The sequence below is a fragment of the Streptomyces inhibens genome (assembly GCF_022221585.1).
GTDB lineage: Bacteria > Actinomycetota > Actinomycetes > Streptomycetales > Streptomycetaceae > Streptomyces > Streptomyces inhibens.
Genome location: NZ_CP084681.1, coordinates 9264199 through 9281453, shown reverse-complemented (window position 1 = coordinate 9281453; position 17255 = coordinate 9264199). Strand labels below are relative to the sequence as shown.

Annotated in this window: 14 protein-coding genes; 6 read left to right on the top strand and 8 right to left on the bottom strand. The window is 68.2% G+C overall.

The annotated features are described in order from the left end of the window. Positions 1 to 55: 55 nt before the first annotated feature. From KI385_RS41705 to KI385_RS41690, 4 genes are all read right to left on the bottom strand, one after another. Positions 56 to 3064 (bottom strand): tetratricopeptide repeat protein, encoded by a 3009-nt coding sequence (locus KI385_RS41705; protein ID WP_238577208.1) that lies wholly within the window; start codon positions 3062 to 3064, stop codon positions 56 to 58. Further along, complete coding sequence (locus tag KI385_RS41700; protein ID WP_238577207.1) at positions 3061 to 3531, bottom strand: hypothetical protein; 471 nt, start codon at positions 3529 to 3531, stop codon at positions 3061 to 3063. The genes KI385_RS41705 and KI385_RS41700 overlap by 4 nt, the downstream gene beginning before the upstream one ends. A gap of 583 nt (positions 3532 to 4114) precedes the next feature. Beyond that, a complete protein-coding gene (locus KI385_RS41695; RefSeq protein ID WP_238577206.1) occupies positions 4115 to 4735 on the bottom strand; it encodes an HAD family hydrolase in 621 nt (206 codons plus the stop codon). 4 nt (positions 4736 to 4739) lie between these two features. Further along, entirely contained in the window at positions 4740 to 5498 is a 759-nt protein-coding gene (locus KI385_RS41690; protein WP_238577205.1) for a DeoR/GlpR family DNA-binding transcription regulator, read from the bottom strand. A 73-nt stretch (positions 5499 to 5571) separates the two neighbouring features. On the opposite strand from KI385_RS41690, the gene KI385_RS41685 reads away from it, so the two are divergent. The 6 genes from KI385_RS41685 (at position 5572) to KI385_RS44795 (ending at position 10313) form a co-directional block, all read left to right on the top strand. After that, a complete protein-coding gene (locus tag KI385_RS41685) occupies positions 5572 to 6798 on the top strand; it encodes an MFS transporter (RefSeq protein ID WP_238577204.1) in 1227 nt (408 codons plus the stop codon). Between the two features lie 25 nt (positions 6799 to 6823). Continuing rightward, entirely contained in the window at positions 6824 to 7276 is a 453-nt protein-coding gene (locus KI385_RS41680; protein ID WP_238577202.1) for an MFS transporter, read from the top strand. Continuing rightward, positions 7189 to 7692 carry an MFS transporter gene (locus tag KI385_RS41675; RefSeq protein WP_342593538.1) on the top strand — a complete coding sequence of 168 codons (504 nt, stop codon included), beginning with the start codon at positions 7189 to 7191 and terminating at the stop codon, positions 7690 to 7692. The genes KI385_RS41680 and KI385_RS41675 overlap by 88 nt, the downstream gene beginning before the upstream one ends. 142 nt (positions 7693 to 7834) lie before the next feature. Then, the gene (locus KI385_RS41670) at positions 7835 to 8263 is read left to right on the top strand and encodes a hypothetical protein (RefSeq protein WP_238577199.1); all 429 of its coding nucleotides are present in this window, start codon (positions 7835 to 7837) and stop codon (positions 8261 to 8263) included. A 697-nt stretch (positions 8264 to 8960) separates the two neighbouring features. Beyond that, entirely contained in the window at positions 8961 to 9506 is a 546-nt protein-coding gene (locus KI385_RS41665; protein WP_238577197.1) for a phospholipase, read from the top strand. A gap of 162 nt (positions 9507 to 9668) precedes the next feature. Then, on the top strand, positions 9669 to 10313 hold the full coding sequence (locus KI385_RS44795) for a transposase domain-containing protein (protein WP_425357120.1): 645 nt from the start codon (positions 9669 to 9671) through the stop codon (positions 10311 to 10313). Positions 10314 to 10395: 82 nt separating this feature from the next. Here the strand turns inward: KI385_RS44795 and KI385_RS41660 are convergent, their stop codons facing one another. The 4 genes from KI385_RS41660 to pgsB form a co-directional block, all read right to left on the bottom strand. Beyond that, positions 10396 to 12369: a collagenase gene (locus KI385_RS41660; protein WP_238577195.1), complete on the bottom strand. Its 1974-nt coding sequence runs from the start codon at positions 12367 to 12369 to the stop codon at positions 10396 to 10398. A 634-nt stretch (positions 12370 to 13003) separates the two neighbouring features. Next, positions 13004 to 14902 carry an ArnT family glycosyltransferase gene (locus tag KI385_RS41655; RefSeq protein WP_238577193.1) on the bottom strand — a complete coding sequence of 633 codons (1899 nt, stop codon included), beginning with the start codon at positions 14900 to 14902 and terminating at the stop codon, positions 13004 to 13006. Between the two features lie 527 nt (positions 14903 to 15429). Next, positions 15430 to 15912: a poly-gamma-glutamate biosynthesis protein PgsC/CapC gene (locus KI385_RS41650; protein WP_238577192.1), complete on the bottom strand. Its 483-nt coding sequence runs from the start codon at positions 15910 to 15912 to the stop codon at positions 15430 to 15432. Further along, complete coding sequence (gene pgsB, locus KI385_RS41645) at positions 15909 to 17243, bottom strand: poly-gamma-glutamate synthase PgsB (protein ID WP_238577190.1); 1335 nt, start codon at positions 17241 to 17243, stop codon at positions 15909 to 15911. Before pgsB ends, KI385_RS41650 begins: the two co-directional genes overlap by 4 nt. Positions 17244 to 17255: the final 12 nt, after the last annotated feature.

Below are 17255 nucleotides of genomic sequence, written 5' to 3'. Positions count from 1 at the left end.
GACGGGCTCCCGTGACACGCTTTTCCCGAAAGGCCGGCGCCCCAAAGTGCAGGGGTCAGTCCACGATGATTCCGGGGTAGCAGTACTCATGGCTCCAATCGGGTTGAATCCGGTACCCGCAGTGGCACAGCTCAGCTCGGGCCCGCTCTCCCGCCGACCGGCGTCGTAGAGCGGTCACGAGGGGCTGCCGCTCCAGCCACGACACCGCGTCGTCTCCCTCCTTCCAGCCCAATGACTCGGGAACGACGATGAGCCCGTTCAGCAGCATCTGCACAATGCCGTCAGCCTGCCGGAGTATGAAGTTCAGGACATTGGTGCAATAGGTGGGGTCCATCTCGTCCAGGCGAATGCGCCGGTCCTGGGCGTCCTGCCAGACCTCGTCCTGGTTCAGCAGAGTCGACCAGTGTTCCTCCACCGTCCAGCGGATATTGATCTTGATGGGGAGGCCGGCGAGCGCATCATGCACGGCCTTCTGGGTTTCCAGGGCCTCTTCCCACGCGTTGTGGAATTCGGAGGGTCGCTCTGCCGCGAGCCTCCGGTAGATCCCAACGGCCTGGTCCGCCGCCCGCTGCGCCGGCCGCAGATCCTGTGAGTCGCCGAGCCGCGCCAATGCCGAAACCTGTAGTGACCTCGCGAGTGCGGCCTCGTACCGCGCCGGGTCGACGGCCGAGAGACGGCCGCAGATCTCCGCTGCCTCCTCAGCCGCAGCCAGAGCTGCCTTCCACCGCCGCACCCGCGACAGGTAGATGCCGAGATTCGTCGTCAGCTGCGCGAGCGACGGTTCGTGAGCCTCGGGGTTCACCGCAGCCAGTCGTCGGCTGATCCCCACCGCTTCCTGAAGGGCGCTGATCGCCTCGGTCCGACGGCGTGCTCCCCAGAGCAGCACCGCCAGGTTGCCCAGTGAAAGCGCCAGGACGGACTCGTCCAGTGCGAGGGACCGTGCGAGGTCCGACTCATCCGTGGAGGGAGCCGAAGTCACCCACCGTCGGATGATCTCGACCGCCCGCTCGGTGGCGACCAGACCGTCGCTCCAGCGGCGCAGTCGCCAGGACAGGACGCCGAGGTTGGCCAGGGCCATCGCCAGACCGGGCTCGTACGCCGACGGATGGGACGCGGCCAACCGCCAGAAGATGCCGACCGCCCGCTCGGTGGAGGCGAGGGCTTCTTCTGTACGCCGTGAGTCCGACAGCCCCTGTCCCAGATGGCTGAGCGACATCGCCAGACCGGGCTCGTACGCAGCCGGATCCGATGCGGCCAGTCTCCGGAAGAGCTTGGCCGCCTCCTCGGCCGCCTGCCGACTCTCCTTCGAACTGCCCACACGAAAGGCGCACTCGCTGAGATTGACCAGGGCCATGGCAAGGCCTGGCTCGTACGCCGCGGCGTCGGCCGCCGCCGCTCGTCGGAAGGTACGCACCGCCTCCTGCGTAACGGCCACAGCGTCTTCCCGGCGCCCCGCCCTCGACAGCCGGAACCCGAGGTCCTGATACAGGCGAGCGCGCTCGGAGGGAGCATCGGTGGTGGAGAGTCGATACGCCGTGAGCCGTTCCGTGAACGCGGCAATTCCCACGTCGAGGTCTGCCTGACCGAATCTGGGGAAGTGGGCTTCGACCGCCTCCATGACAGCTGGCCCGATGTCGAGTTCGGCCACTGTGCTCAGAGCGGTGCTGCCCGCGGCAACGGCCAATGCCGGGTCCGCGCGCAGGATCCGTTCGAGGTGGTGCGCCACGTGCGGCCAGCGATGGGGAGCCGCTGCCGAGGCCAGGAAGGTGACGGCCCGGGCGACATGGCCGCGCGACGTGTCGTCCTCGTGGCGTGCGCTCAGTTCGTCTGCTGTCGTCTCCGCCCAAGGAGCTGCGGGGTAGGCGGTGATGTGGTGCCCGGGGAGGCTCAGCGCGAGGAAGTCCTCGGCCAGCCGGTCGGGATAGAGCGGCTCCAATACGGCGCCCGGCTCCGACGACGGGTAGCAAGCGGCATGGTCGGTCAGCAGTCGCTCCGGACGCTCCATGCCGAGTCGGGTCAGGGTGACCTTGCCGTTCGCGTGGGTGGTAGCCCCCGTCAGTGCCGCGGTGAACACCACTCGGTTCATCTCGCTGGGTGGCGTCCCGAATTCGAGGCCTTCGAGTCTGTTCTCCCAGAGCTGGGCCCAGTGCTTGCGTTCACGGTTCAGCAGGTAGGCGGAGAGCCCGGCCATGCCTTTCGGCGGCCGTTGCCCACGGGTGTGGGCATCGATGGCGACCAACGCGGCCATGTGCACCGCAAGGACGAGTCCGAAGTCCGGCCGGTGCAGGTCGTCGGGCGGACCTACGACGGTCGGTTCGGCGAGTCCGTAGCAGGCCGCGAAGCAGTCACGGGCCCTGGTGAACATGGCTGTCCGCGCACCACGATCTGGCTCAGCGTCGAGCGGTGCCAGCTCCAGGTCCCCGGTCTCCGCGGTGAGGTCTTCCAGCGCAGCCCGGACGGCCGGCCACTGACTGGTCGACCGTGCCAGCAACAGCAGCCGTGTGGGCACCGTTCCGTCGAGCAGCTTGTTGCTGAACAGCCAGGTCAGATGGGAGACAGGCCAGCGGTCCGCGTAGTCGACGATCAGGAGCAGCCCGGTGGCACCGTTCAGCCGAAGATCCTGACTCCCCGGCTGCGGCAGGACAGCACCGGGGCCGTGGGTGGCCGTGACCACCTTCCAGCCCGCTGTGGTGCTGTCGGCCGCGAACTCGGCCGCCAACCGTGACTTACCCTGCCCACCGGTACCGTGCAGCCACATCGCCGAGACGCGCGGGCCGCCTCCGTCACGCCAGGCGGCCAGCTCGGCCCGCTCCCGATTCCGTCCGGTGAAGTCCACAATCTGGTAACGGGCGTTGAGCAATCGACTGGGCTGCGTGGTCAACCACGCACGATCCAGGTCCACCGGCGGTGGACGGTGCTCGGTGAGCAGGTAGACAGGGCCTCGGTCGGCGAAGACGTGCAGATCGGCGCCTATGACTCCGTAGCCGAAACCGTTGTCCACCCGGATCCGTTGGCGTGCGCCGTTGCCGTCCTCCGACCAGGCTTCGGCATCCGGCGGATTCAACGGACGTCTCCGGTGCCCTCCTCGTCGGCCGCCCCGTGCGCGGTCACCGACGGTCCGCCGAGTGGTGCCTCGTGAATGATGACATTGCCGCCCTGGGCGGCAAACACTCGCCCGTTGTCCCGGGCGACATTGGTCTGCACCCACGTCTCCTGCCTCGTCGGCCGCCCTGCCTCGATCTCACTGATCAGGGTCCGAAGCTCGTCGACGGCCTCCGGGTGGCGGTCCAACAGCGACTCCAGCTCCAGCGACCACAGCGCAATCAGACTCTGGCGTACACGCTCTCTGTCCTCGGCTTGCGCGACCAACTCCGCGTTACCGTCCAACTGCGCCTCAATGGCCGACCGACGTTCCTCACCGCGGTGCCGGAAGAGCCTGGCCACTCCGGCACGGACCGCCGCCCAGGAATCGGTTGCCATCGCCCCTACGACCGTCGTGCCGCCCGCCAGAACCAGTTCCTGCAGCATCATGCCTCCTTCTTCGACGAGCCTGTCGACGCCCTACCCCCGAAGGCGCCTGACTCGCCGTCGACTCGACGGTAGCGGAAGCCACCGACATCAGCTCTGCACAGGTGCCTCCTGTGCTGAGGCGGCAAGGAAACCGCCCGATGCCGGGGCGGACTGCTGAGGGAGCAACTGTCACGGCCAACGGCGGGGGCGGACGCGTCATGCAGGGCGAAGGTATGACCCTCGGCAACCTGGGGATCGTGAACGCCGAGACCGGAAGAACCGATCTTGCCCGCCAAATCCTTGAAGAAGCGCTCCGGCTTCTGGGCGACTCCGGCAGTCGCGCCCAGAGGGAGATCCTCCTCCGGTGGTTGAGGGATTTGCAGACGCGAGACCGACTGGTTCAAGGACTCGCATGGCCCCATAGCCCTTCGCGCAGCGACGGCTCGGTTACGGCCACGCCGGTGCCTGGTGTTGCACCTGGTGATTGGAGCTGAGTGCCTGTCATGTCTGCCCGCACCGGTCGACAGCCACCGCTGACGGTGTTCTCATCCGGCCGGCGAAGGCATCGATCCGGCCTCGGTAGCGGGCCGGGCGAGGCCGGTGCTCACGACCGTGATGGAGCGGCGTCCCACTGCGCGAGGGTTTCCCTCAGCCGGGCGGGGGTGGTGAAAAGGTGACTGCGGATGCCGATTGCCTCGGCGGCCCGGACGTTGTCCTGACGGTCGTCGACGAACAGGATGCGATCCGGTGCGGCGCGCAGGGCGTTCTGGCACCACCGGTAGGCGTCCGGCTCGGGTTTGGCGTGGCCGATGCGGCAGGAGAAGGCGCGTAGATGGAAGCGCTTGAGCCAGCCGTGGTGTTCTTCGTAGTGGGTGGCCAGTTCCTCGGGGATGTTGGACAGCAGCGCGATACGCCGGCCGGACGCCGCGAGCTCTTCGATCAGGGCGACCATGGTCTCGTCGACGGCGCTCCAGCTGGCGATGTCGGCTTCGATGAGCCGTGCGATCCGGTCGTCGTCGAAGTGGGTGCCGAGGGAGTCGGCCACCTGGTGCCAGTAGCCGGAACCGGTCACCTCTCCGCGGTCGTACGGCGGGCGCTGTGCCCAGTAGGCATCCCAGAAGGCCACAGCGGGCACGGCCGCCGTCCGGGCCAGCCGGTTCTTACCTTCCGGGGACTGGTGGCGTGCGATGACGCCGAACAGATCGAACAGAACGGTGCTGGTCACGTGGTCACACCTTTCGAACGGCCACGCCCGCCGTGGCCAGTGCGTCGGTCTCATCGCTGGGGGCCGCCTCATCGGTGACGACTGCGTGCAGAGCGGAGGCGTGCGCGACGAATGCGAGGGCGGTGCGGGAGAGCTTGACGGCCTCCGCGACGGCGATGACGCGGCGGGCCGAGGCGATCGCGGCACGCTTGACGGCGGCGTCCTCCAGGTCGTATGCGGTCAGGCCGTTCGTCGCCTGCAGTCCGCAGCAGCCGATGACGGCGGTGTCGAAGCGCAGGGCGGCCAGTGACGCCGCGGTCAGAGGCCCGGTGAGCGCCAGCTCGCCCGGCCGCGGCCGGCCGCCGGGGACCAGCAGCGTCAGCTGCGGTGCCCCGCTCAGCGCGTTGACTGCGTGGAGGGACAGCGGCATCACGGTCAGGCGACGGTGTTCGAGCGCACGGGCCACCTCCAGGCAGGTGGTGCCGCTGTCGAGGACGACGGACTCGCCGTCGGCGATCAGCCCGGCGACCTCGGCGGCGATGCGCCGCTTGGCGTCCAGCCCCTCCTGCGCCCGCATCACGAAGGGGGGTTCCTCGCCGCGCAGCAGCAGGCTTCTTGCTCCTCCGCGGTAGCGCTCCAGGACACCCTGGTCGGCCAGGACCTCCAGGTCGCGGCGGATGGTCATCTCCGAAGCGCCGGTGATTTCAGCCAGCTCCGCGACGCCGATGCGGCCCGCCTCGCGCACGACATCGGTGATCTGCCTGAGTCGGTCTGTGCTTGCCATGCCCTTATTGAACATTGAGCACGTTCAAATGGCAACCTTACGAACATTGATTTTGTTCGTTATGTTTGCAGGCATGGAGAGACCACTGCGAGCCGGTCGGCTGGCCACCTTCGCGTACTTCGCCTTGAACGGCTTCCTCATGGGGATGTGGATCGTCCACATCCCCGCCATCGAGCACCGTGTCGGGATAAGCCATGCCCTGCTCGGCTGGCTCCTGCTGCTGCTCGGTGCGGGAGCCTTCGCGGGCATGCAGATCACCGGCCCGCTCACCGACCGCTTCGGCGCCCGCACCGTCGTACCGGCCGGCGCGGCACTGTGCAGCGCCGCCCTGGTCCTGCCGGGCCTGGCCACCAACGTCTGGACGCTGGGGGCGGCGCTGCTGGTGCTCGGCTTCGGCAACGGCTGCCTGGACGTCAGCATGAACGCCCACGCCGTCCAGGTCGAGCGCGGCTACCAACGGCCCGTCATGTCCGCCTTCCATGCCACCTTCTCCATCGGCGGCGTCCTTGCCGCGCTGGTCGGCGCTTGCACACTCAGCTGGAACTGGAGCCCGCTGGTCACCCTCGGCGCGATGGCGCTCCTCGGCCTCGCCGTTGCCTCGCTGGCCACTCCTGCACTGCTGCGTCCCGAGCGCGCCCAGACCGAAGAAGCCCCCGGCCCGGCTGCGAGAACCCGGCGCAGGACTCCCCGGCGGATCTGGGTATTGTCCGGTCTCGCGTTGATGCTCATGCTCTGCGAAGGCGTGGCCAACGACTGGAGTGTGCTCCAGTTCAGGGACGTCCTGGACGCGCCGGCCGCCACCGCCGCCCTCGCCTACGGAGCCTTCGCCACGGCCATGACCATCGGACGCCTGCTCGCCGACCGGGTGGCCGCGCGATTCGGTCCGGTGGCCATCCTCCGCTACGGAGCGTCCATGGCCGCACTCGGCCTGACGGTCGTGGCGCTGTCCCCCTGGATTCCCCTGGCCCTGATCGGCTGGACCGTGTTCGGGACGGGGCTGTCCGGCTGCATCCCCCAGCTCTTCAGCGCGGCAGGCCACACCGACCGTGACGCCGCCGGTGCCAACGTCTCCCGTGTCGCGGGCCTCGGCTACCTCGGCATGCTCGCCGGGCCCGCCATCATCGGACCGCTGACCCACTTCATCGCACTCAACGTCACATTCTTCCTGCCCGTGGCGTGTTGCATCATCGCCGCCTGCACGGCGGACACCCTGCGACCCACCGGCGCCGCGGCCGAAGGGGAAGGGCTCAACGGCTTCGGCCCGCTTCGGGCCCCGACTCCCGACGAGACCGTCCGTTGAGCACGTTCGTGGTCGGACGTCAGAGATGCTGCCGGTCGGCGTGCTGACCCCGATGGCCGACGGCTTGCAGATCTCCCCGGGTAGGGCGGGGTTCAGCCTGTCGATCACCGGCCTGGTGACCACCGTCACCACCCCGGTGGCCTCACGCGTGGTGGGTGCGCTCGAACGGCGTGTGGTGCCGCCAGCAGCGACGGTGGTGCTGGCCGGCGGCAACGGGCTGACCACCGTGGCAAACGGCTTCGGCTTGCTGGTCGTCTCCCGGGTCGTCATCAGGATCGGGGGGAACGGTGTGGGGCTTGGCGTCCGCGGTCGCTACGCAGGTCGTGGCTCCCCGCCGCCAGTGTCCTTCGCCGTCGGTGGGGTCGCGGCAGCCTCGGTCACCGGCGTGCCCTGGGCACGCTCGTCGGTAACGCCCTTGGGTGGCGTGCCGCGTTTGCCTCACTGTCCGCTGCCGCCCTCGCCGCCGGGCTGCTGCTGACGCCTCGCCTTCCCTGCCCGATCGCACCGGCCGGTACGAACAACCACACTGGTCGCAAGCCGCTGCTGCGCACCGCCTCGGTGACCGTCGGTCCGGCGCTGATCGTGTTCCTCGTCACCGCGCACTTCGCCGAATACACCTACGTGCGGCCCTTCCTCGAAGAGCACACCGGATTGACGCCTGCGGCCATCGCCCTGCTCTTGCTGGTCCACGGCGTCTTCGGGCTGCTTGGTAACGTCGCCGCTGGTGCCCTGGCGGCACGCCGCGCCCGGGTCAGTCCGACGACCGGCATCAGCACGACGATCGTGCTGCTCGCGCTTTCGGCACCCTCGTCGGCGTCACGGCGTCAGCATCGCCTTGTGAGACCTGGCCTACGGCGGGCTGTCGGTGGCCCCCGGTCCGGTAGCGGCAGCTGAGACCACGGCACGGCGAGGGCCATGACCAAGAGCTGGCCGGGTCGTCATATCCGCTGGTCAAGGTTGTGGAAGATACGAGATACGAGATACGAGATACGAGATACGAGCTCGTGAGGGGGTGTCCCCGACACGCCTTCCAAGCGTGTTCCACCGCTGCACAACTCGCGGATCTCTCCCAGGCAAGACCGACGACGAACTCGCCTCGCTCGATGTCACGGCGCTGGTGCGCTACGGCATCGGCTTCGGCGGCTCGCACCGCACCACGTTCGTCGGAGACGGGGCAGTGGGCGCCGCCGTCGCACTCGACCGGCAGGGCGTCCTTCCGCGCGCGATCGCCTTCCTCGCCGAAGTCGTCCGCAGCGGCGGGACCACGTACGCCGCGGCGCTCCCCGAGCCGGTGCCGGGCGAAGCCGCGGCACAACTGGTACGTGGCTGGGTGCAGTCGGCAGCGTCCCTGATTCGTACCGTGGAGGGCGACCAGGACGTCGCCCGGTGGCTGGAGTCCGTCTGCGCCATCATGGCGCTCCGACTCACGTACCGGACCAGGACCGCTGGACCCGGCAGCGGTTGAGACGGTGTCCTGATTGGTGAGCGCAGACGGGCGACGAGCCGGGTTGTTGGGGCTGCTCGTTCCTATGCTGGTCCCATGGGCTGAGAGCACTTCAAGGACGCAAGCCTGTCGGGCGAGGGCGAGTACCAGGACGGCGAGTGGGTCCGGTACCGCGAGGGCGGCGGCCTGCTGCGACAGGGAGCCTTCGTGGACGGTCAGCGGCACGGCCCGTGGCGCCGTGGCACGACACCGGGAACCTACTGGAACAGGGGACAGACAACCTCGGCAAGAAGACCGGCGAGTGGACCACCTACAACAAGGCCGGTGAAAAGGTGAAGCGAAAGGTCCACCTCTGAATGGACCAAGCTTCACCAGACCAGACCAGACGGGGCGAGGTCGTTGGTGGCGGGGCCCTCAGCGGTCGTCGACGGCGGCCTGGACATGGGAGCCGGCTCTCAGATGTCGAGGCCGATGCCATGGATTAACAAATTCCGTTTAACCGGGATTCCGGTCTGCGCATCACGGGGGAGCGCCGGACCGTAACTTCTCTTGCCGATCGGGTTGGTTGATCCAACTCCGTACGATAGCCTCTCGAACGCACTCGGTTTCGGGGGGACGAGTAGCACGGGGTTTCCATAGAGGAATCGTTCCCCTTCGCGCCGAGGTTGCTTCCGACCACCGGGTGAATCACCCGGTAGGCAAGAGGGGAAAACTTTTCGTGAAGAAATTCGCCATGTCCTTGTCCGGTGCCGCACTCAGCGGCGTCGTGGCCCTCTCGCTCGCCCCTCCGGCACTCGCTGAGAGCACACCCGCAGGCCGTGCGGAGGCACTGACCACGGTCTCCGCCGACGCCGGCCGGCCGGCGGCCGCGTACACCCGGGGGCAGAAGCTCACGCGGCTCGGGCAGTTGACGGGCGAGAGCCAGGGTTCGCAGACCGATTGGTTCAATACCCGGGTCAAGTGGCAGAACGGAAGCAACAAGTACGGCTTCGACTGGAACACCGACGGCTGCTCGGGGGTTACGAACAATCCGGTCGGCTTCCATTTCTGGGAGTCGTGTGCGCGGCACGACTTCGGCTACCGCAATTACAAGAAGCTGCACGCGTTCAGTCACGCGAACAAGAGGCACGTCGACAAGGCGTTCTTTGCTGACATGACTCGCCAGTGCAACGGGCAGTGGGGCAAGACCAGCGTCGAGCGCAAGGCATGCCGAAAGGTCGCCAAGAAGTATTACGACGCAGTGGTGGCCCTCGGCCACCTCTGAGCTTGCTGTTCAAGGGCCGTGGCGCCGGCGTGGCATGCGCCGGCGCCCGTGCTCAGACCCATGCGTGAAAGGGCACGCTGCCCCATGTGGTAAAGCTCAGGTGGGTCGACCGGGTAATTGCGATCCGGTCGACCCACCTAAAGCCAATGCCGTTGTCTTGGCATTCGGTGGCTCGGGCGTACGCGGAGAGAACAACGCAGACGGCTGCTGTCCGCCCGGCTGGTGGTCTACTTCATCCTTGGCCTGGCGCTGTTTTCGCCGGCGCCGTATCTGGAGGTGCTGCGGCATCTGGTCGAGGGCCTGCGGGGAGCCGGGCTGTTGGGGTCGTGGCGGATCCCGGCGAAATCCTCGCTGTTTCGGGTGAGGGAGCGTCTGGGGTCGGAGCCGCTGCGGATGCTGTTCGCCGCCACCGCCGGGCCGCTGGCGGATGAGCGGACAACGGGTGCGCACTGGCATGGGCTGCGGCTGGTGGCAGTGGACGGCAGCTGCTGGGATGCGGCCGACAGCGTCGCGAATGGAGTTGATGCACCGCACCGAAGTGACATCCCGCCCCCGGCACTCCCCCGTACCGCTCTTGGACGACTGGGCGGCGGGACGTCTGGAAGCCTCCGTCCTCGGCGGCAACCCCGATCAGGAGCTCCAGCCGCAGGGCGGCCTGGTCCTCGCCTCGCCCCGCTCGTCACCGAGCCGGTCTGCGCCCTGCTCCCACGGCCCATCCGCCGGCTTCCCCGAAGGAGGTGGCCCTGGCTCAGGTCCCGGAGGAGCCTCCATGTTTCAGGGGATTGGCAGATGAACCGGGACAGTTGAGAGGCCTGGTGTCCCGCGCACGAACGATGCGCGGGACACCAGGCTCTCCTGACTCAGTTCTTGCCGGTGGCCGAGGCCCCGGTCACCGGCCGCTCCGGGCCGGCAGCTGGCCGCAGTTGCCGCCGGCGCACTTGCTCAGCCAGTCGGTGAAATCGGCGTCGTACTTGGTGCCGATGGTGTCGCGGAGCAGGCTGTGGGCCGCGTCGTACTCGCCTGCGCGGTAGTGGCCGAGCAGGGTGGCGACGTCCTCGGGGTGTGACTGGAGCATGTATCGGACGCCCAGGTAGCCCCACTGGTAGATACGGGTGGTGTCGGCGTTGTCGTAGGTGGTCTCGAAGAGCTGGCTGAGCTTGTAGGTGTTCTTGCCCGCCTCCTCGATCGCCCGGTCGTAGGTGATGCCGCGGTACGAGTAGGAGACGTACTCGGCGAAGCCCTCGACCCACATCACGGTCGGGGTGGTCTGCCCGGCTGCGAAGTCGCCGTGCATGTCGAAGCGGCCGTCGAGGTAGTGGGTGTACTCGTGGTTGAGGTTCCAGATCTGGAAGGCGCCGTCCTGGGCCGGCTGCTCGTAGGCGATGAAGCGCGGCTGGTTGCCCTCAGCGGCCGGGTCGCCCTCCAGGTACATGCCGCCGTTGTTGGTGTCGATGCCGAAGACGACACCGGCGTAGGTCTTGTAATCGGTGCTGGAGTTGAAGGCGACGATCTCGATGCTGGTGTTGTTGTCGTCCTTGACCGGGCCGTTGTCCTTGACGATGCCGTGGAAGACCGGGTCCTGCTTGAGGATGCTCTCGCATGTGGCCGAGAGTTCGGACGCGGTCAGCTCCTGCGCGAGGATCTTCGCGCTCGGACCGCATGAGTGCTTGACCGTCAGCACGGCGTCGCGCACGCGGTTCTGCAGGTCACAGGTGCCGTACTCGGCGCAGTTCTCCTTATCGAACTCACCTGTCATCTCTGCGAGGCCGACCCAGAGCGGGGCGGTGCGCCCAGTGATCTCGCTGCGGCCGAGCAGCTCCTTGACCAACGGCTTGACGGTGTCCTTGAGGCCGGCGTGCTGCAGAAAGCGGCCGAGTTCGCGTCCGGCGTTGCTGGCCAGGTAGGACTTGTCGGTGCCGAGCAGATCGTCGTGGGCGACGGCGAAGTCACGCAGTCCGGTGAGGACGCTCGGGTCGGCCTTCACGGCTTCCGCGAACTCCGGCAGCTGGTGGCCGCGGAACAGCACGGTGTAGGTGTTGTTGACCGCCGAGAGCATCCCGTAGAACTGGTCGTACGACGAGTTGTAGTCCTTCTGCAGACGCTTGACCACGTTGAGGAAGCGGGCGTTCTCTCCGGAGCTGTCGATCAGGGTGACCGTCTCGGCCAGGGTTCCTCCGTTGGCCTCGGTGACGTCGAAGGCGTGGGACGAGCCGAAGAAGCCGTCCAGGGCGCCCTGAATGGCGCTTTTCAGCGTCGGGCCGTATTCGCCGACGTTCTCCGGCTGGTTGTACTGGATGTAGTAGCCGGCGCGCAGGTACAGCACCACCTGGGTTGCGAAAGTGCTGTTGTCCCCCGGGTAGTTGGTCGCGACATCCTTGAGCGCGTTCGCCACCGTGACCATCTGTTCCTCGCGGAAGAGGGCCTTGGAGTCCTCACCGGCCACGCTGAACAGCGTGTTGATGCAGGCGGGTTCCGACTGCTTGATCTGCTCGACCAGGGCAGCACCGGTCTTCGAAGTGAAGTCGCTGACGTTACAGTCCGCCGCGGCCTTCGCCGCAGAGCGCGCCCGCTTGCGCTCTGCGGCGTTCTGGGCCGCGGGCAGCGGAGGGCGTTGCGCGGACTTCGCGGACTTCGTGGCCGATCGCGCGGGCTCGGTGGCGTGTCCGGGTGCGAGATCGGCGGCGAGCACGGTGGCGGAGGCGGGCTGCGGGGCGAGGGCCGACCTCGGTGCGGGCTTGGGTGCCTCGGCGCCGGCCGGTGCCGCCCCTCCGTTGGGGGCGAGCACGGTGAGCCCTAGGCCGGCGGCGGCCACGGTAGGTATCAGCAGTTGGGCGAGTCTCTTGAAGGTGGGGGGTCTACGCATAGTGATGGCCTCCAGGCCGGTCGGCAGCCGTGCGTGGGGCACGGCAGTGGGGGGTGCGGACCGTGATGGCAACGGAAGTTGCGCACTCTCGGAGCTGTCATCCGCAGAAAGTGTGACCGTACAATTTCACAGTTCACATGACAGCAAAAGAGGGTTGCAGGTAGCAGAAGTAAATTGATGAGTCGTCAGAGATGGGATCTGTCGGGGAGCTTGAGATTCCCGGACGGAACTGCGTGATCCCGCCGGGCACGCTCATGCCGATTTCGAGGGACGACCGTCGTCCCTGAGGTGAGCCGGGCTCCTCCATCCCTACTCCGGCGCGCGGATTCCGCCCCCGGACCGCGCGGGTGGCATGTCGCATCCACGTGTGCGGAGCAGTTGACGCGAGCCGACCAGCGGCTGGCGGCTTCGTCGCTGCCGCGGCCAGCAAGCCGCCCGGCGGGGCGTTCGCTCACTCGACGCCGGGGTGGGTGGCGCCGGTGCGCTCCACCAGGCGACGCGGGGTCGCCGGGTTGATGCCGCCCAGTCACATCGGCTCGATGTACGGAGGCTGCGGGGTGTGTTGTGCGTGGTGAAGGGGGCATCGTGAACCTGTGAGGCAGGTGTTGCCGCAGAACTCGCCGCGTGCGGCAGGTCAGTTGGCTCGTCGAGAGCAGTCATAGAGGGTAAAGCTTCCGTCCGAGGTTCGACCGTAGGCGCTTGGGGGGATGGGGGTGCAGTTTCTCTTCACCCAGGCCGATGCCGGTGTGGGCGGGCGGCGTGTGGTCAGCAGGGCGTAGCGCAGTTGGTGGGTAGAGACCAGGTCACTGAGTCGTCGTGCGGCCGGATAGGGGGTCAGGCCGGTGAAGCCGCCCATGACCAGTATGGGTTGGGAGGTGGCGCGCAGCAGCGGCTCGGCACCGTAGGCGGCTTGGGTGGCGAGCAGGTACTTCTCCCCGGAACGGTGCGCGGAAAGGTATTTCAGCAGTGCGGCGTCCCGCGCGGACGGCTTGCTCAAGGGGTATCGCCGGAACGTGGCCCGATGGTGGTGCCCGTCACGGTAGTCGGGTCCCACCGGTCCGGCCAGCGGCGACATCGGTGAGCCGGCGTACCGCGGGTCCAGGCAGGAGGTGGCCCAGACCGCCGGGGCGAGCAGTATGGACGCCAGGGAGGCTGCCAGGGCAGTGTGCACCGCCCGTCGCGTTGTGCGTGGTCCGCGGGTGCACAGGCCGACGGTCCCGCACAGGCCGAGCATCAGCACCATCGGCAGCAGCCAGGGCGCGAATTCGCTGTGCGGCCCTTGAATTGCCACAGCCCACAGCGTCGTGAGCCCGATGGCGAGGGGCAGCGCCGCTCGACGTCGGCCACCGGCGCGGTACTCGGCCCAGAAGAGGACGACTCCCCCACCGGTCAGCGCGGCGAGGGCCGGGGCAAGTACGACGGTGTAGTAGCCGTGGTTGCCGTTGGAGTTGCTGAAGACCACGACGTGCACCACCAGCCAGCCTCCCCAGAGCAGGAACCCCGTCCGCGGCCCGTCGGTGCGCGGCTGTCCGGTGCGCCACCACACGCCCAGCGCCAAGGCCAGTACGGCGAGCGGCAGGAGCCAGGCGATCTGCGGGCCCACGCTCTGGTTGACCAGCATGGTCCAACCGGTGTTGTCGGTGGTGCGGCTGGCTGCGGTGCCGGCGACGGCGCCCAGCGCGTTCGGGTCGTGCCCGAAGCGGCTCAACCCGTTGTAGCCGAAGACCAGGGTGAAGGGGTTGTTGTTGGTGGTCGCGTCGATGTACGGACGGTTCGCTGCGGGGGTCGCCCACACCAGCAGCAGCCAGGAACAGGAGACGACGAGTGCGGTGGCCCCGGCGAGCAGCAGCCGCCAGGCCCGGTTCCACCGGGAGCCAGGCGCCGCTATCTGGTACACCGCGGCGAAGACCGGCAGGACGAGCCATGCCTGGAGCATCTTGGCCTGGAAGGCCAGTCCCACCCATGTCCCACAGAGGAGCAGCGGCAGCAGCCTCCCGGTGGCGACGGCCTTCTGCAGCGACCCTGCTGCGAGGACCAGCAGCAGGACGAGCAGCGTGTCGGGGATGGTGTGCCGGTCGAGTACGACGGTGACCGGGGTGAGCGTGAGTGCCAGCGCGGCGAGCAGCCCTGCCCGTGGGCCGGCCCAGGCACGGACGATCCGGTGCAGCGCCCAGACGGCCAGTACGCCCTCCAGCACCTGCGGCATCACCACCGCCCAGTTGTGCGGTCCGAGGAGCTTGACGGAAAGGGCCTGCGGCCACAGCGCACCGGGGATCTTGTCCACGGTGATCGAGCCGCTCGGGTCAAGCCCGCCGAAGACGAAGGCGTGCCAGTTCGCCGCCATCGACCGCGCGGCCGCGCTGTAATACGGGTGTACCCCGGCATGGTCGATGCCCCAGGCATAGAGCACCGCGGCAGTGGCCAGGATCAGCAGAAGCGCGGACAACTCCCTGCGATCGGTGGTCCGTTGACGGAGCCTGGTGGTGCGCCGGCGGCGGTCGGCGGGGTCCGGGGCGAGGGCGGTCGTGGCCATGGCGGGGTCTCTCATGGGACGTCGGGCTGGGGTGCGGTGATCGTTCGTCGGCTTCACGGGCGGCGGTCCTTGCGCAACCTCGGGCGGGGAAGCCGTCGCCGTCGAGCGTCGCGCGGCCCGGCAGGCCGCCCTTGGTGGGCGCGTTGTCCTTCGAGCGGCACGAGCAGCAGCGCCGATGCCCGTCGTCGTCCGGCCCCAGGTACCTGCCGCGGTGATCGATGCCGTGTGGTGTGCCGATGTCGAGGGAGGAGTGGGCGTGGGTTCGCTGCTCGCCCTGAACGCGTGGGGGCGGGCGTGAGGCGGCGTTCGAAGCGGTAGCCACCGGTCGATGCCGGAAAGCCGCTGTCCGGTCCGCCGCTTCGGGGGTGGCGCCATGGGGATCCGCCGACAGCTCCCCCGGCGGGCAGGCCGGCGGTGGTGCCCAGGACCTGAGGGTGACCGGGCCGGCGGCGCGGGGTGGGAACGGTGCCCATGATGACCTCTTCGACGTGCGGAGGGGCGTGGCGGACGCGGGCGGTACGGCGAGATCAGCCGATGGGCAGCGCCCCCAGCAGCAAGCCGGCAACGAGCACCACATACGTGCTGAGGGTCACGGCCGTGGTGGAGATCACGGTGGCGGCCAACGGTTGGCGAACCAACTGATACGCGATGAGCCCGGGCACGATGAAGCCCAGGGTCTGGGCGGTGTAGAGGAGCGGGAACTCGTGCTGGAGCGCGAGCAGCACCGTGGTCTGGAGCAGCACCGCGGACAGCACCACGGCGGCGAACAGCCGCTTCCCGTAAAGGATCACATGGCGCTGAAGGAGCTTGGTCGCGAGGAGGGTGAGCGCGGTGACGCCGATCACCATGGCGGCCCGGACGACATCGGTGACGAGGGTCAGCGCCAGCCAGCCGGGGGTGATCATGCCGCCGGGAGAGAGGTTGGTGGTCAGATAGCAGACCAGCGAGAAGACCAGTCCGAGGGCTATCCCCAACGCGATGGTCTGCGGAGTGACGTTGACGGGGATCACAGCGAGTTCCTTGTCGGCTGGTACAGGGCGTCGGCATGGGCAGAGGCGGGGCTCGGGATATGCGGGCCGGGCGTGGGGCGGTTCAGCGACGCCACCCAGCTGTACGGCTCCGGCTCGGGCGGGTGCGCGAGCGGAAGCGGCTCGTCGGCGTCGTCAGAGGGCAGCTTGCCGAGGTGCTCCAGGAACAGCTCGCCCTGGCCGTGGATATTGCCGACGGCCACCAGCGAGGAATCCGGGGCCAGTTCGTCGAGGACGGCGCGGGTCAACTCCTGTGCGTCGCGCCGGTCGCCACCCAGGTCCACCACCCGACCCGACCAGCCCGGCGGGATGCCGTCGCGGGCGCTCTTGGTCGGATGCCCGATGAGGAAGACCGTCTCCGGGTCCAGGTCAGGGACGATCGCTCCCATCTGCCCGTTGCGTTCGACCCGGTCCGGGCGGCAGTTGATGACCACGTTCAGCGGGCGGCGGATCGCACCGAGTTCCTCCAACTGACGGACATTCATCAACGTCGACTCGGGATCGTTGGCGGCGAAGACATTGGCGAAGCGCAGCCGTTTGCCGTCCGGTGTGCGGTAGCGCTCGACGGAGAGCACGCCGGGGTCCGGCGGCGCGTCCCACATTCCGCGCAGTGCGGTGGCCCGGTCCACACCGAGCAGTTCGGCCACTGCCAGCGCGATGGCGACGTTCTCCTTGAAGGTGAACCAACTGAACCCGCGCAGCTCCTCATCCGTGACCGACTCCGGATCCACCGCGATCAGGCGGCACCTCCGTTTGTCCGCCTCCTCCTGGAGAATGTGCAGCCGCTCCCGCTCGGCGGTGACACAGACCCCTCCGACCGGCATCGACCGGGACAGGGAGCGAGCCACATCGTCCAACGTCGGCCCCATTTCGGCGAGATGATCCTCGCGAACGTTGCACAGCACGCCGATGGTGGAACGGATCAGCTTCTCCTGGTTGATCTCCTGAAGTGCAGGCATCACCGCCATGCACTCGATCACCAGAGCGTGCGGCCGGTATGCCGCCGCGCGCCGGACGATGCCGATCTGCTCGACGACGTTGGCGATGCCCAACTTCCGGTACACCGGTTCCTCGGTGGCATCCGGGTGGATGAACCGGGCAGCGGTGCCGGTGGTCTTGGCCACGGTGACCAGACCACCACCGCGCAGCGCCCCCGCGCACAGCCGCGTGATCGAGCTCTTGCCGCGAATGCCGTTGACCAGCACCCGAGTGGGGATCTGCGCCAGCGCGGCGTAGTGGCGACGCTGCTCCAACACGCCGGCGACCAGCAGCACGGCACAGCTCAACAGCACCACAACATAAAGAAACAGCACGTCAGTTGGTCC

What these genes read in the sequence shown, in the direction of transcription:
- KI385_RS41680 (WP_238577202.1), top strand. Translation starts at nt 6,824, where the DNA reads ATGCTGCCGGTCGGCGTGCTGACCCCGATGGCCGACGGCTTGCAGATC.
- KI385_RS41685 (WP_238577204.1), top strand. Translation starts at nt 5,572, where the DNA reads ATGGAGAGACCACTGCGAGCCGGTCGGCTGGCCACCTTCGCGTACTTC.
- KI385_RS41660 (WP_238577195.1), bottom strand. Translation starts at nt 12,369, where the DNA reads ATGCGTAGACCCCCCACCTTCAAGAGACTCGCCCAACTGCTGATACCT.
- KI385_RS41655 (WP_238577193.1), bottom strand. Translation starts at nt 14,902, where the DNA reads ATGGCCACGACCGCCCTCGCCCCGGACCCCGCCGACCGCCGCCGGCGC.
- KI385_RS41690 (WP_238577205.1), bottom strand. Translation starts at nt 5,498, where the DNA reads ATGGCAAGCACAGACCGACTCAGGCAGATCACCGATGTCGTGCGCGAG.
- KI385_RS41700 (WP_238577207.1), bottom strand. Translation starts at nt 3,531, where the DNA reads ATGATGCTGCAGGAACTGGTTCTGGCGGGCGGCACGACGGTCGTAGGG.